General features: G+C 39.5%; 14 protein-coding genes. All 14 read left to right on the forward strand.

From position 1 onward, the window contains the following. Nucleotides 1-54: 54 nt before the first annotated feature. The 14 genes from aroC (at nt 55) to MF646_RS02200 (ending at nt 15,537) form a co-directional block, all read left to right on the forward strand. Nucleotides 55-1,227, forward strand: a complete 1,173-nt coding sequence (gene aroC, locus MF646_RS02135) for a chorismate synthase (RefSeq protein WP_250094843.1) — start codon at nt 55-57, stop codon at nt 1,225-1,227. Continuing rightward, entirely contained in the window at nt 1,227-2,324 is a 1,098-nt protein-coding gene (gene aroB, locus MF646_RS02140) for a 3-dehydroquinate synthase (RefSeq protein WP_250094844.1), read from the forward strand. Before aroC ends, aroB begins: the two co-directional genes overlap by 1 nt. Beyond that, on the forward strand, nt 2,317-2,688 hold the full coding sequence (gene aroH / locus MF646_RS02145; RefSeq protein WP_250094845.1) for a chorismate mutase: 372 nt from the start codon (nt 2,317-2,319) through the stop codon (nt 2,686-2,688). The genes aroB and aroH overlap by 8 nt, the downstream gene beginning before the upstream one ends. A 296-nt stretch (nt 2,689-2,984) precedes the next feature. Continuing rightward, complete coding sequence (trpE, locus tag MF646_RS02150; RefSeq protein WP_250094846.1) at nt 2,985-4,496, forward strand: anthranilate synthase component I; 1,512 nt, start codon at nt 2,985-2,987, stop codon at nt 4,494-4,496. Then, nucleotides 4,489-5,508 carry an anthranilate phosphoribosyltransferase gene (trpD, locus tag MF646_RS02155; protein WP_250094847.1) on the forward strand — a complete coding sequence of 340 codons (1,020 nt, stop codon included), beginning with the start codon at nt 4,489-4,491 and terminating at the stop codon, nt 5,506-5,508. Before trpE ends, trpD begins: the two co-directional genes overlap by 8 nt. Beyond that, entirely contained in the window at nt 5,501-6,274 is a 774-nt protein-coding gene (gene trpC / locus MF646_RS02160; protein WP_250094848.1) for an indole-3-glycerol phosphate synthase TrpC, read from the forward strand. The genes trpD and trpC overlap by 8 nt, the downstream gene beginning before the upstream one ends. Continuing rightward, nucleotides 6,258-6,917, forward strand: a complete 660-nt coding sequence (locus MF646_RS02165) for a phosphoribosylanthranilate isomerase (RefSeq protein ID WP_250094849.1) — start codon at nt 6,258-6,260, stop codon at nt 6,915-6,917. Before trpC ends, MF646_RS02165 begins: the two co-directional genes overlap by 17 nt. After that, nucleotides 6,895-8,097 carry a tryptophan synthase subunit beta gene (gene trpB / locus MF646_RS02170; protein WP_250094850.1) on the forward strand — a complete coding sequence of 401 codons (1,203 nt, stop codon included), beginning with the start codon at nt 6,895-6,897 and terminating at the stop codon, nt 8,095-8,097. Before MF646_RS02165 ends, trpB begins: the two co-directional genes overlap by 23 nt. Next, on the forward strand, nt 8,087-8,890 hold the full coding sequence (trpA, locus tag MF646_RS02175; protein WP_250094851.1) for a tryptophan synthase subunit alpha: 804 nt from the start codon (nt 8,087-8,089) through the stop codon (nt 8,888-8,890). The genes trpB and trpA overlap by 11 nt, the downstream gene beginning before the upstream one ends. A gap of 42 nt (nt 8,891-8,932) precedes the next feature. After that, nucleotides 8,933-10,033 carry a histidinol-phosphate transaminase gene (gene hisC, locus MF646_RS02180; RefSeq protein WP_250094852.1) on the forward strand — a complete coding sequence of 367 codons (1,101 nt, stop codon included), beginning with the start codon at nt 8,933-8,935 and terminating at the stop codon, nt 10,031-10,033. 254 nt (nt 10,034-10,287) lie between these two features. Further along, nucleotides 10,288-11,385 carry a prephenate dehydrogenase gene (locus MF646_RS02185; RefSeq protein WP_250094853.1) on the forward strand — a complete coding sequence of 366 codons (1,098 nt, stop codon included), beginning with the start codon at nt 10,288-10,290 and terminating at the stop codon, nt 11,383-11,385. Between the two features lie 36 nt (nt 11,386-11,421). Further along, nucleotides 11,422-12,717 (forward strand): 3-phosphoshikimate 1-carboxyvinyltransferase, encoded by a 1,296-nt coding sequence (gene aroA, locus MF646_RS02190; protein WP_250094854.1) that lies wholly within the window; start codon nt 11,422-11,424, stop codon nt 12,715-12,717. Between the two features lie 490 nt (nt 12,718-13,207). After that, nucleotides 13,208-14,161: a hypothetical protein gene (locus tag MF646_RS02195; RefSeq protein WP_250094855.1), complete on the forward strand. Its 954-nt coding sequence runs from the start codon at nt 13,208-13,210 to the stop codon at nt 14,159-14,161. 125 nt (nt 14,162-14,286) lie between these two features. Beyond that, nucleotides 14,287-15,537, forward strand: coding sequence for a tetratricopeptide repeat protein (locus MF646_RS02200; protein WP_250094856.1), 1,251 nt, complete (start codon nt 14,287-14,289; stop codon nt 15,535-15,537). Nucleotides 15,538-15,597: the final 60 nt, after the last annotated feature.

Consider the following 15,597-nt stretch of genomic DNA (forward strand, 5'->3'; position numbering starts at 1 on the left):
TTAACGCATAAAAGCGATAAAGAGAAAAGTGTTGTTGGAATTGGAGGAGTCGAGATGAGATATTTAACAGCTGGTGAGTCACATGGCCCGCAACTAACGACGATAATTGAAGGGGTACCTGCTCAACTTGAGTTAGTAGCGAGTGATATTAATAATGATTTAGCCCGTAGACAAGGAGGATACGGACGCGGTAGAAGGATGCAAATTGAAAAGGACCAAGTTCAAATTTTAAGCGGAGTTCGCCACGGTAAAACAACAGGTGCACCAATTGCTCTTGTTGTAGAGAATAAAGACTGGACTCATTGGACAAAAATTATGGGGGCAGAACCGATTGGTGAAGAAGAAGAAAAAGAAGTGAAACGTAAATTAACACGCCCTCGTCCTGGACATGCTGACTTAAATGGGGCGATAAAATATGGGCACCGTGATATGCGTAATGTATTAGAACGTTCATCAGCGCGTGAAACAACCGTGCGTGTGGCTGCAGGTGCTGTTGCGAAGAAGATCCTTGCAGCTTTTGGAATTAAAGTAGGAGGACATGTTCTTGAAATCGGGGGAGTAAAAGCAGAGAATGTTCACTATGATTCTGTAGAAGATCTTCAGGAGCGTTCAGAAGCATCACAAGTTCGTTGTTTAGATGAAGAAGCTAGCGTGAAAATGATGGAAGCAATTGACGCAGCCAAAAAAGACGGTGACTCAATTGGGGGTATTGTGGAAGTAGTAGTCGAAAATGTTCCAGTTGGGTTAGGCAGTCACGTTCATTATGATCGTAAGCTTGATGGTAAATTAGCTGCAGCGATTATGAGTATTAATGCTTTTAAAGGAGTCGAAATTGGAATTGGCTTTGAAGCTGCACATTTACCAGGAAGTCAAGTGCATGATGAAATCATTTGGGACGAAGAACATGGTTATAGTCGAAAAACGAATCGCTTAGGTGGGCTAGAAGGTGGAATGACAACAGGTATGCCAATTGTTGTACGTGGTGTTATGAAACCAATTCCTACATTATATAAACCACTTCAAAGTGTAGATATTGAAACGAAAGAGCCATTTGAAGCAAGTATTGAACGCTCTGATAGTTGTGCAGTTCCAGCTGCTTCTGTTGTCGCTGAGTCAGTAATCGCTTGGGAAATTGCCAATGCGTTACTTGAAACGTTCGGTCACGATCAAATCGGTACGATTCAAGAAAATGTAGAACGTCATCAGGCTAAAGCGAGGGAGTTTTAATGAATCACGTTCTAATTGAAGCGAAGTCAAAAGCGTATAAAGTTTTTATCAATACTGGATTACGTTCAAAGATAGGCGAAATGATGGATTCGATTATGGAGAGTCATGTGTCATCTGTACTTGTCATTACGGATTCATCTGTCGCACCGCTTTATTTAGATGATGTAGTAGGAAGCTTTCATGAGAAGCTTCCTATTTACACAACGGTAATAAAAAGCGGAGAAGCATCCAAATCATTTGAAGTTTATGAACAGGTTATGACTAAGGCTTTAGAAAGTGGATTAGACAGGAAATCTGTTATTGTCGCATTAGGTGGTGGAGTTGTTGGCGATTTAGCTGGGTTTGTAGCTTCTACGTATATGCGTGGCATCCGCTTTGTTCAAGTGCCGACTACGTTGTTAGCACATGATAGCAGTGTTGGAGGCAAAGTGGCAATTAACCATCCACTTGGAAAAAATATGGTAGGGAGCTTCCATCAACCTGAGGCAGTCTTTTATGATACAGAAGCTCTTTATTCGCTGCCAGAAAAAGAATGGCGTTCTGGGTTTGCTGAAGTGATTAAGCATGGATTTATTCGTAATCATACATTTTTAAATTGGTTACAAGAAGAAGTTACTTCGTTTGAGGAACTTCCTGTAGAGTTAGTTAATCAAATGCTAGAGAAATCCCTAGCTGTTAAAGCGAATATTGTTGCAGAGGATGAGTTAGAATCTGGTGTTCGAGCCTATCTAAATTTCGGGCACACTCTGGCTCATGCGATCGAGTCAGAATCAGGCTATGGAGTTGTAACACATGGAGAAGCTGTAGCTATTGGGATGATTTTTGCTTTGAAACTAAGTGAACAAATTTTTGAAGTAGACTTAGACGTAAAAAGATATGAAGAATGGTTTAAACAACTAGGTTATAATACGAAAATATCAAACCAATTGCAAGTTTCTAGGCTCGTAACGAAGATGCAAAATGATAAGAAGGCAGAAGCTGGAACGATTCGAATGGTTCTTTTGCGAAAGATCGAAGAGGCGATATTAATCGAAGTTCCACCTAATACCATTGAACAGTTACTAGTTGAACAGATGGAGGTGGAGATAAATGGTTAGAGGAATACGTGGAGCTATTACAATTGATTCAAATACGGAGAACGAGATTGTTGAAGCATCAAAAGAACTTGTACAAGTCTTAATTTCGACAAATAACATCGATCCTAAAAGTGTAGCACAAGTACTTTTTACAGTCACCGAGGATGTGACAGCTGCTTTTCCTGCTAAAGTATTAAGGGAATTTGACGGCTGGTCATACGTACCAGTTGTTTGTGCACAGGAAATTCCTGTTCCTGGGAGCCTGCCGCTTTGCATTCGAGTATTAATGACAGTCAATACAGACGTTGCTCAAGAAGAGATCGCACATGCTTATTTGCGAGAAGCAACGAAGTTACGACCGGATTTAACCTTGACGAATGATTAAGAAAACGTTAGACTAGGGGCAGATGAGATGAAGAAATGATTTTCTTCGAGCCTAGTTTAGTAATGTTTTACGTTAAAAAGAATGAATATTTAGTTTAGTAGAGAATGAGATTGAGTTGAGGAGAGCTGAGTTTAGTTGAGGGATACGTTTATCTATAATCCTCCTAAACGCTTTGTTTAGGAGGTTTTAATTTTATAAAAGAGCCGAATCTAAAGTACACATTTAGATAATTTGGCTGGATATACCCCACACCCCTCCCACTCATTTCATTCATTCCCATTAAGGAGTGATTGCAAATGATAACCCCAACTTTTTTAGAATTTGAAAAAGCAGCTGAAGCATTTAATACCATCCCTGTTTTTGAACGTTTTTTTGCTGACGGCTTAACTCCAGTACAGATTGTCCATCAATTAGGTGATCAAGTGTCATTTTTACTAGAAAGTAAGGATGAGCAGTCTTCGTGGTCTAGATACTCCTTTATAGGGTTAAACCCTATGTTTGAATTAATTGAGGAGAAAGGCGTTTATCGCACGTATTCAAAGCATCGTGAAATTGTTCTTGAGAAACAGTCATTTCAAGAAGCGTTTGATGAAACGATGAATTTTCTTAACGTTCAACCGTTAGATATACCAATTCCTTTTCGCGGTGGCGCGGTAGGCTATATGAGCTATGATGCAATTGAGACGATTGAACCAACACTTGCTACAAGTAGCGAAGAAAGGTTAGCTCATTATCAATTTTTATTTTGTCAAACATTAATTGCCTATGATCATCAAAATAAAGAATTATCCGTATTAGTTCATGCTAGACCTAACAAAGAAGAATCATTAGTTACTACGTATCATTCTGCAAGAGCAGAAATAAAGCGAATCTCTTCGCTATTAGAACAACCGGTTAATGCACTAATGTTAAAAAACGTTCCAAAAACGGATGAAGAAGTGTCTTTTGAGAATGTTACTTCGAACTATGAAAAGGAAGCATTTTTGTCAGATGTAAAGAAAATAAAGGATTACATTTTAGCTGGAGATGTTTTTCAAACAGTACTTTCACAGCGATTTGAGATGAGTGTGTCGGCTTCTGCACTTGAAGTATATCGCGTACTAAGAATGGTGAATCCGTCCCCTTACTTGTTCTATTTAAAGTTTGATGAGATGGAAGTAGTAGGAAGTTCTCCAGAAAGACTTGTTCAAGTGCAGGATGGTCATGTAGAAATTCATCCTATCGCTGGAACGAGAAAAAGAGGTCAAAATGAAAAAGAGGATCAACAACTCGCGGAGGATTTATTAGCAGATGAAAAAGAACGTGCTGAACATTATATGCTTGTTGACTTAGCTAGGAATGATGTCGGGCGAATTGCTGAATATGGATCTGTTAAAACACCTACAATGCTTTCGATTGAACGATTCTCACATGTTATGCATATTGTTTCGAAAGTAACTGGACGACTTCGACAAGGGACAAAGCCGTTAGAAGCATTAATGGCATCTTTTCCAGCAGGCACTGTTTCAGGAGCACCGAAAATTCGCGCAATGGAAATATTACAGGAGCTAGAGCCAACGAAAAGAGGCGTATATGCAGGGGCAATTGGTTATCTTGGTTACGATGGCAACATCGATTCATGTATTGCGATTCGAACAATGGTTATTAAAAATAAAAAGGCATATATACAAGCAGGAGCGGGAATTGTTGCTGATTCCGTACCAGAGAAAGAATATGAGGAAACGCAAAATAAGGCGAAAGCACTCATTCGAGCTGTACAATTAGCTGAAAAAATGTTCGGGGAAAAGGGGGTAACCACTCATGCTTAAAGATATTCTACGTTCATGCATGGATGGACACACAATGACAGAAGCAGAAGCAGAGAAAGCAATGAATGAAATTATGCAAGGAGCTGCAACTCCTAGTCAAATTGCGAGCCTTTTAACGCTCATGCGTTTTCGCGGGGAAACAGTTGATGAAATGACAGGATTTGCTAAAGCGATGCGGGCGCATTCTCTTCGCTTAGAAACAGATGATATTCCAGTAGTTGATACATGTGGAACAGGTGGAGACGATCTAAGTACATTTAATATTTCAACTGCTTCTGCGATTGTTTTATCTGCTATGGGCGTTCCAGTTGCTAAGCATGGAAATCGTGCGGTTTCTTCCAAGAGTGGAAGTGCAGATGTATTAGAGGAGCTTTCTATTCCAACCCAACATAATAAGGAAGAAGCGAGAAGTGCTCTGTTAAATTCCAATCTTTGCTTTTTATTTGCACCGCTTTATCATCAATCAATGAAGCATGCAGTTACACCTAGAAAGGAAATTGGATTTCGAACAATTTTTAATTTGTTGGGACCTATAACTAATCCAGCTGGAGCAAAGCATCAGCTAATTGGTGTGTACGACCATGAATTTGCAAAGAAATTAGCCGACACACTAGTAAGGTTGGGGACAACTAAGACATTACTCGTAACCGGTGGGGAAGGCTTGGACGAATTATCAATCACAACGGAGTCAAATGTTATTGAGATAAATGGAGACGAACAAAAAATTTATACCATTTCACCTGAAGATGTTGGCTTGAAGAGAGGAAGTTTGGAGGATATTCAAGTACGAACACCTCAGGAAAGTGCCTTACTGATTAAAGAGATCTTAAGAGGGGAAGCAAACACTTCGGCTCACGGAATTGTCACGTTTAATGCCGCTGCTGCGCTATATACGACCAATCGGGTGAATTCCATTCAAGAAGGTGTGAAAGAAGTACAAAACGCCATTGAATCAGGTAAGGTGTATCGTCACTATCAATCACTTCAAAAGGAGAAACAGCAATATGCTTGAGAAAATATTAGAAACGAAACGTGAAGAAATTGAGCAATTAATCATGCCTGAATATACGGAAGTACCACACTTCTCATTATACAAAGCTTTAAACAATTCAAATCGTTCCACGGGTCTAATTGCAGAAGTAAAGAAGGCGTCTCCTTCAAAAGGAATTATTTGTGAGGATTTTAATCCCGTAGAGATTGCTAAAGGGTATGAAAAAGGCGGAGCAGATGCAATTTCTGTGTTAACGGATGTTACCTATTTCAAAGGACACCGTGATTATCTTTCTGCTATAAAAAAAGAAGTACATCTACCTGTGATGAGAAAAGATTTTATTATTGATAAAAAACAAGTAGAAGAAACTCGGAATATCGGTGCAGATGCGATGCTACTTATTGTAGGTACAGTTCCAATTAAAGAATTAAAAGAATTATATGATTACGCCTATAGCATTGGACTAGAATGTTTAGTCGAAGTTCATGCGAAAGAAGAATTAGAAGAACTCCTTTCTTGTTTTGCTCCGAAGATCATTGGCGTTAATAATCGTAATTTAAAAACGTTTGAAACATCCTTAACCCAAACGGAAGACATGGCTACACTTATTCCTGAAGGTAGTTTATTTGTTAGCGAAAGCGGCATTCACACAAGTGACGATATTAAACGAGTTAAAAAAGCAGGAGCAGCTGGTGTACTAGTTGGAGAATCATTAATGAGAGCTGAGTCGCCAGAAAAAGGAATTGCAACGTTGTTTGGAGGAGAAGCCATTGCAGCCTCTTCTTAAATTGTGTGGAAATCACTCCGCTCATGATACGACAGTAACACTGGCTAGTAGTGCAGATTATATTGGATTTGTGTTTGCGAAGAGCAAAAGGCAGGTTGTCCGCGAACAAGTATTAGAGTGGCTACATGAGCATGAAAGCAAGAACAATAAAAAACTCGTCGCCCTTTTTGTCAATGAATCTGTAATGTCAATTTTAGAGTCAATTCAAGACCTCCCGCTTGATGTGATTCAATGCCATGGCAATGAATCTGCAGAAGAAGTAAAAGAACTTAAAGAACAAATTGACATCCCAATTTGGAAAGCCATTCATCATCATCAAGATGCGATCAAACTCATGCAAAGTTATGAAGGGATCGTCTCAGGTTATATCGTTGACTGTAAGGTGGGGGACCAGTGGGGAGGAACGGGCGTATCATTTGATTGGGACTACATCCCTTTATATTTAGAAGAAGGGAAAAGACAAGGTGTTCCGGTTTTCATTGCTGGAGGAATCCGCCCAGAAAATGTCGAAAAAGTTTTACAATATCGGCCAGATGGAGTCGATGTTTCAAGTGGTATTGAAGAAAATGGAAAGAAGTCTAGGGATCTTATTAGGCAGCTAGAAGAAAGGATGAAGCGATATGACCACAACGTACCCAGATAAACGAGGACGCTTCGGTGATTTCGGTGGGAAGTATGTTCCGGAAACCTTAATGAGTGTCATTGAAGAACTAGAACAGGCTTTAGATGAAGCAAGTGCAGATGAATCTTTTGCTAAAGAGTACCTTACTCATTTACAAGAATATGCAGGTAGACCGACGGCTTTATCGTATGCAGAAAATTTGACTCAATCATTAGGAGGAGCCAAAATTTATTTAAAACGCGAAGACCTCTTACATACGGGGGCACATAAGCTTAATAATGCGATGGGTCAGGCGTTGCTAGCCAAAAAAATGGGGAAGACGAAAATCGTTGCAGAGACAGGTGCAGGGCAGCATGGGGTTGCATCTGCGACCATTGCAGCAAAATTTGGACTTGATTGTAAAGTGTTTATGGGTGCAGAAGATATGGAGAGACAGGCTCTAAATGTTTTCCGGATGGAATTACTAGGCGCAGAAGTCGTGCCTGCAACTTCAGGCAGCCAAACTTTAAAAGACGCAACAAATGAAGCCATTCGTTATTGGGTAGCAAACGCGGAGGACACATTTTATTTAATTGGTTCCGTTGTAGGACCTCATCCTTATCCGAAGATGGTTCGCGATTTTCAACGTATTATTGGAGACGAGGCGAAAAAGCAGTTTGTAGAAAGAGTTGGTCAGCTGCCGACAGAAATTATTGCATGTGTCGGTGGTGGAAGTAATGCGATTGGGATGTTTTATCCGTTTCTTGAAGATACAGTTAAATTAATAGGAGTTGAAGCTGCGGGCTTAGGGGTGGAATCGGATAAACATGCTGCAACAATGACTCATGGAAGAAAGGGAGTTATACACGGGTCACTTACTTATTTATTACAGGATGAAGCAGGGCAAATTACAGAACCGTATTCCATTTCTGCTGGTCTTGATTATCCTGGTGTAGGTCCAGAGCATGCCTACTTAGCGAGTAGTGGACGAGTGTCTTATGAAGCAGTTACTGATCAACAAGCGTTAGATGCATTAAAGTTGTTATCTGAAACAGAAGGTATCATACCTGCAATTGAATCAGCGCATGCTTTAGCAAAAGCATTTGAACGTGCAAAAGAGTTGACGCCAGATGACTCTATTCTCGTTTGCTTATCAGGCAGAGGAGACAAAGATGTTCACACATTAATGAAGCATTTTAGAGGTGATTCAAATGGCGAATAAGCGAATGGAAATAGCTACAAGTACCGATCAATCATTGTTTATTCCGTTTATTACAGCTGGTGATCCATCAGCTGATGCAACAATCGAAATAGCTCTAACATTAGAAGAAGCTGGAGCTAGTATTTTAGAGTTAGGAATTCCGTATTCAGACCCTCTCGCTGATGGACCAACGATTCAAGCTGCATCAAAGCGTTCCTTAAAAGGAGGCATGTCTTTAGAAGCGGCCTTAAAACTTGTCCCTGAAATGAGAAAGCGTGGGTTAACGATCCCTGTAATTATTTTTACTTACTTTAATCCATTGTTGCAGTACGGGGAAGAACGGTTTGTAAATGAAGCAGCGGAGCTAGGTATTGATGGATTGTTAGTACCAGATCTTCCTTTTGAAGAAAGTGAGCATTTAGATAAACTTTGTGAAGAGAATCATTTATCTCTCATCTCGCTCGTTGCTCCAACTTCTAAGCAACGAATGATAAAGATTGCAGAACGAGCAAAAGGGTTTTTATACTGCGTATCTTCATTAGGAGTAACAGGTGTTCGGAATGAACTAGATCCACGAGTATATGACTTTTTAAAAACTGTACGTGAAGCTAGCAGGATTCCAACGGCAGTTGGGTTCGGAATTTCTTCGAATGAGCAAGTGAAAGCAATGACGCAACATGCTGATGGAGTTGTAGTTGGAAGTGCCCTAGTCTCTGTTATTGGAGAACAGGAAGAGGCATTGCGAAATAAGGAAACAAGACCAGCAGCACTTCAGGAAATAAAAAAGTTTGTCACTTCGCTCATTTCGTCGTAACATAATAGATAGATGCATATTTTTATAAGATGAGGTGCTATCATGAAAGCAAAACCACAATTACACGGTTTACCTTCGTATAAGCCAGGCAAACCTATAGAGGAAGTAAAAAGAGAATTAGGATTAACGAAAGTTGTGAAGCTTGCTTCAAATGAAAATCCATATGGAGCTTCACCGAAAGCTGCAAAAGCGATTCAAGAAGCAGCGTCACAAACAGCGATTTATCCAGATGGATATGCAGCAGTGATTAGAGAAAAGGTTGCAGCTAAAATTGGTGTTGATGGGAATCAACTTGTGTTTGGGAACGGTTCGGACGAAGTTATTCAATTTTTATGTCGTGCATTTTTATCACCTGAAACAAATACCGTCACAGCTGACCCTACGTTTTCGCAGTATAAGCTAAACGCAACGATCGAAGGTGCTGAAGTTCGAGAAGTGCCTTCTGTTGATGGTGTTCATGATTTGGATGCAATGCTAGATGCGATAGATGAAAATACTCGAATTGTTTGGGTATGTAACCCTAACAATCCTTCAGGTACATATGTTGATGAAAAAGCGTTTGTGAGCTTTTTAGAGCGTGTCCCTTCACATGTTCTTGTTGTTTCAGACGAAGCTTATTATGAGTATGTTACGGCTAGTGACTACCCAGAAACTTTGCCGTTATTGAAAAAGTACGATAATTTAATGGTGTTACGTACATTTTCAAAGGCATACGGTTTAGCTGCATTACGAATTGGTTATGGAGTCGCTAATCCAGCGCTTATCTCTCTCATTGACCCTGTAAGACCGCCATTTAACAATACGACTTTTGCTCATGCAGCAGCTGTTGCCGCGCTTGAAGATGATGCATTTATCTCAACATGTGTTGAAAAAAATACAGAGGCTTTGAAACAGTTTGAGCAGTTTTGCAAACAGCATGGTTTAAAATATTACCCATCGCAAACGAATTTTATCTTAATTGATTTTAATCGACCGGGTGATGAGATCTTTGACTTCTTGCTAAAGAAAGGGTTCATCGTTCGATCAGGACAGGCACTTGGTTTCCCAACTTGCGTCCGGATTACTATTGGAACCGAAGAAGAGAATAAAGAGTTGTTCGCTGTTTTAGAAGAAATGTTAGCTACAAAACCAGTCGGACAATAAGAAGTTGAAGGGAAATCGTCTTTCATGATTAATGAGGGCACTGAAAAAGGCATTTTTCTTTTTCAGTGCCCTCGAAGCAATGTGGCGCGCCGTTGCTATAGAGAAGTGTCTCATACCTAAAATGCTATGAGCGGGTTTATCGTATCGGGCCATTGCGGCTTATTCCATGCATTTGAAAAAGGTTGGTTTGTACCTTTTTTTGTGGCTTTTTAATGAAGGGCGTTTTTTTCTTAACACAGGGAAGGGAGCACAGCATGAAGCGAACGGTATTTGTCGTAGGACTTGGACTCATTGGTGGTTCTATCGCGCTTGCAATAAGAAAGGAACACGATGTTCATATTCGGGGCTACGATATTTCAGGAGAACAGTTAAAAGTAGCGTTATCATTAAAAGTCATTGATGAAGCGGCCACTTCATTAAGAGAAGGGGTTGAGGGAGCGGACTTAATCATTTTCGCTACACCGGTTTTAAAAACGGAGCAGTTAGTAGAAGAGATTGCACAGTTTTCATTGAAAACTGGAGCGATTGTCACCGATGTTGGAAGCACGAAAGTACGTATTGTCGGAAAAGCAAAACATCTACAGGATAAAAAGGTGACGTTTATCGGTGGTCATCCAATGGCCGGTTCGCATAAAAGTGGTGTAGAGGCAGCAAGATCCCATTTATTTGAGAATGCCTTTTATATTTTAACGCCAGCAGAAGGAACCGATGTTCGTGCCGTCATTCAATTACAAAATTGGTTGAAAGGAACGAAAGCAACTTTTATTGAATTATCAGCTGAGCAGCATGATCGTTTAGCGGGAGCTATTAGTCATTTCCCTCACGTTATCGCAGCGAGTCTCGTCCATCAAATTGCCAAAATTGAAGGGGAAGATCCACTTGTTTCGCGATTAGCTGCAGGAGGTTTTAGGGATATTACACGTATTGCTTCATCTAATCCTGCGATGTGGAGAGACATCCTATTACATAATAAGGATAGTTTATTGCAGCTGCTTGAAGGTTGGACTCGCGAAATGGAATGTGTGAAGGCATTGATTGAAGAAGAAAGTGGAGAAGCTATATTTACATATTTTCAAGAAGCAAAAGATTTTAGAGATGGACTACCAGTTCGAAAAAAAGGTGCAATCCCATCATTCTACGATTTATTTGTTGATGTACCTGACCACCCTGGTGTTATTTCCGATGTTACAGGGATACTAGCTCAGCATCAAATAAGTTTAACGAATATTCGTATTTTAGAAACACGCGAAGATATAATGGGGGTTTTAAGGCTTAGTTTTCGTTCTGAAGAAGATCGTGAGCGAGCTCAAATACATCTTCAACAAGAGATGTATGATACGTACATTTTATAAATTGCGAAAATTTGAAGATTTTTTAGGAGGAATATGATGAGTACTGCTATTGTGAAACATTCACATGTAGGGTTAAATGGAACCATTCAAGTTCCTGGGGATAAGTCGATCTCCCATCGTGCTGTTATGTTTGGGGCGATCGCTGAAGGAACAACAACAGTGGAAGGATTTTTGCCAGGGGAGGATTGTTTAAGTACGATCTCTTGCTTTCGTAAGTTAGGAGTTACTATTAAACAAGAAGGAGAAAAAGTTACGATTGAGGGAAAAGGTTGGGATGGACTAGCAGAACCAACTGAAATACTTGATGTTGGAAATTCAGGAACAACTACTCGCCTAATGTTAGGTATTTTAGCAACAAGACCTTTCCATTCTGTAATTATTGGAGACGATTCAATAGCGAAACGTCCAATGGCCCGTGTTACTGCCCCATTACGTGAAATGGGTTCTGTTATTGATGGACGTCAAAAGGGGAACTTCACACCGCTTTCCATTCGAGGAGGGGCTACAAAAGGAATCCAGTATCAATCAAAAGTGGCAAGTGCACAGGTGAAATCTGCTATATTATTGGCTGGATTGCAAAGTGAAGGTGTTACATCCGTAACTGAACCAGCCTTATCTCGAGATCATACGGAAAGAATGCTTGAGGCTTATGGAGTTCATGTGAAGCGCGATGGATTAACGGTCTCTGTTGAAGGAGGTCAAACGTTAAAAGCTCAACACATCGTTGTACCTGGTGATATTTCATCAGCAGCATTTTTCTTAGTTGCTGCTGCAATTGTTCCAAACAGTAATATTACAATCGAAGGTGTGGGCATGAATCCTACACGTTCGGGTATAGTTGATGTGTTAGAGCAAATGGGTGCAAGCATGACGGTTCAGAACGAAAGAGTTGTTGGTGGCGAACCAATAGCTGATATTACAATTTCTACATCATCATTGAAAGGAATTGAAATCGGGGGAGACCTAATCCCAAGACTAATTGATGAAATTCCTGTTATTGCTGTCTTAGCAACCCAAGCAGAAGGGAAAACAGTAATCCGTGATGCGGAAGAGTTAAAAGTAAAAGAAACCAATCGAATCGATACGGTTGTAAGTGAACTGACAAAGTTAGGTGCAAAGATTCAGGCGACTGATGATGGAATGATTATCGAAGGTCCAAGCTCTTTGAACGGTGCATCCGTAAGTAGTTTCGGTGATCATCGAATTGGAATGGCTTTAGCTGTTGCAGGTCTTATTACTGATGGAGATGTTGAAATAAGTCGAAGTGATTCAATCGCTGTTTCGTACCCGAACTTTTTTGATCATATTAAACAGCTTCAGCAAGGTAAGTAGTTAGGTCTTAATTTAGTATAACGATCGATCGAATGACGTATGGTTCCATCATACGTCATTTTGTGTTGAATCATGATTTCTGGTTTAGAAGAGGTTGTAGAAGAAAAAAGTGATGAAGGACAAAACGACATGAGAAGAGCAAAGAAAAGAGCGTCATAAGGGAGATGAAGGAAAAACGGCGCGAGAAGAGGTAAGAAACGTGCATCATTAAAATATATCGAAGTACAAGACTTCTAAAAAGCAAAAAAAATCCTCATCCGAAAACGTAAGCGTTTTCAAAATGAGGGCTTAGCAATAAGCTAAAAATTGTATGGATAGGAGTGGAGAGAAACCATACGCTTACTTTTATTATATACAGAAATAAACCAATGTCAATACAATATTAAAAAATTCTGACATTCAAATATATAAAAAAAAGAAGTGTTGCAGTTCTCTTTTTTCGTTTTCGGTCATAGCTTGTCTATATCTAGTCATTGTAGGAGGAATGGTGATGTATTTATTAGACAAGGTTACAAAAATGGATGAAGAACGAAATCAAATACGGTCTTATTTAATAGAGAACGGTCAAATTAATTATGTCACATCTTCTTTTGATAAATGGAACAAACAAAGGGTAAACATGTCAGGGGTTTTGATGACAAATGGTCGTATTATGTACGATGACGAACTTCTTGCTTCTAAAGATTTTCAGGAGTTTCAAGACAGACAGAGCTATCTTATTAAAAAAGGATGCACGGGAGTGGCTGTTGCTCCTAGTGTACAATATGAACGAGAAATTGAAGCGGTTTTTAAGCGAGCCAAACATGCAATGGCAAGTAGCACATTAGATTATGTTGTTGGCATGACTATTCCCATTTCATTATTGCGTCCAGCAGTCCTTCGAGTGTTTCAACAGTTCCGTATTCCATTTGTAAGAGTGGAAATTCAGTCGTTTCAACAGTTGAAAACCATACCTTGGACACATATATCCCAGACATTGCTAACCTATCCAACTGTGCTTATTCCGATTATAACTCCTTCATCAGATCGATTAGAAGCTGCATTGTTAAAGGAATGGATGGCTTATTGCTCGCTCTTTCAAATTCACACAACAGATCCATTAGAAGTACTTGCATGTTGGAAGAAGCCTTTGTTACAAAAAGTTGGGCTGTACCCAAACAAAGGTACAATGCTTCAAGGCAGTGATGCTGATTATCTATTATTTATTGATGAAAGAGAAGATCAGATTCATTCAATCGACCAAAAAGTTGCACGAGGAGACGGGATTGTTTATTATAAAAAAGAACCTGTTGTAGTTGTTTTAAAAGGTGAAATTGTTAAAACGTATGAAACAATTTCCCTAAAACCAGGCTACGGGCGTCTCATTGAAGTGATTCGGCCAGGGAGGTTCATGTCATTGCAAGATGTATCAGCTGATGTATATCAACAAGAAAATTACTTGTGATAAATTCTTTAGTGATTACATTACCGTCATTCTTTGGATGATGGTTTCTTCTTTTTTTAAAAGGGTATAAATTATAAATGTCGAAAGAATGTACGTAAGCTGGTGATTATAATGGGGGATATAAAATGAATGTACTTGAACAGGCAATAAGTGCGATTGAAAGCGGAAGCGTAGAGCACGGATTAGAGCAGTTAGCAAAACTTGAGAAAAATGCTGATCATCAATTAAAGCATGATATTGCTGAATTGTATCACGAATTAGGACATGTGGAGAAAGCGAAAAAAATAATTGATGAGTTGTTAATGTTATATCCTGATGAAGGAAGTCTTTATGCATTTGCAGCCGAACTATTAATTGATATGGACGAGGAAGACGAAGCCATTGAAATGTTGTTAGAAATAAAGCAAGAGGATCCGGCTTTTTTGCAAGCACAGCTACTATTAGCTGATTTATATCAAATGCAATCTCTTGATGAAGTGGCAGAACAGAAGTTGCTTTTAGCAGCACAGGCCGCTCCTAATGAGACGATTATTTCTTATGGGCTTGGGGAATTTTATTTAGAACGTGGGGACTACATAAAAAGCATTCCTTATTTAAAAAAAGCAGTTCATGCAAGCGAACGGTTACCGAATGTCCATGTTGAACTGCTATTAGCAGATGCATACAGTGCTAGCGGTCAATTTGAGGATGCGTTAGAATATTACGAAAGAGGGTTGAAAAATCATCTTGATCCTAATGCTCTTTTTGGCTACGGATTTACGGCTTTTCAGGTAGGGGATATGATTTTAGCTATCGAACAGTTGGAAGCACTGATGGCTCTTGATCCTGATTACTCAAGCCTATATCCTTACTTGGCAAAAGCGTATGAGGCTGAAGGAAGGCTTGATGATGCATTTGAAACATTAGAGCGTGGGATGAAGATTGATGAATTTAATGAATCACTTTATATCCATGCAGGAAAATTGAGCTTCAAGAAACAAAACCCTGTTGAAGGTGAGACTCTCTTACGAAAAGTGATTGCTCTTAACCCATCAAATGTAGAAGCAGTCCAAACACTCGCCGCCTATCTTAAGCATACAGAATCATATGAGGAATTACTTGAACTCATGGAGCATATGCGCGAATATGGTGAAGAAGACTCACTCTACACTTGGTACGGGGCAACAGCTTTAAAAGAACAAGATAATTATGAGAAGGCATATGAAAGGTACCGAGAAATTGAGGAAGTTTACAAAGACGATATAGACTTCTTAGAGGAATACGGGTATTTCTTACTTGAATTCGGGATGAGAGATCAAGCCATTCCAAAATTTAAAAAAGTAATTGAATATCAACCCGATAGAGAAGATATTGTTGAATTACTTGAAAATTTATAGGAATTTCGATTTCTGAAAGGAAATTCAAAGAATTTAGCGAATACTAACATCATACAATCC

This window comes from Halalkalibacter alkaliphilus (assembly GCF_023555415.1).
Lineage (GTDB): Bacteria > Bacillota > Bacilli > Bacillales > Bacillaceae_D > Halalkalibacter > Halalkalibacter alkaliphilus.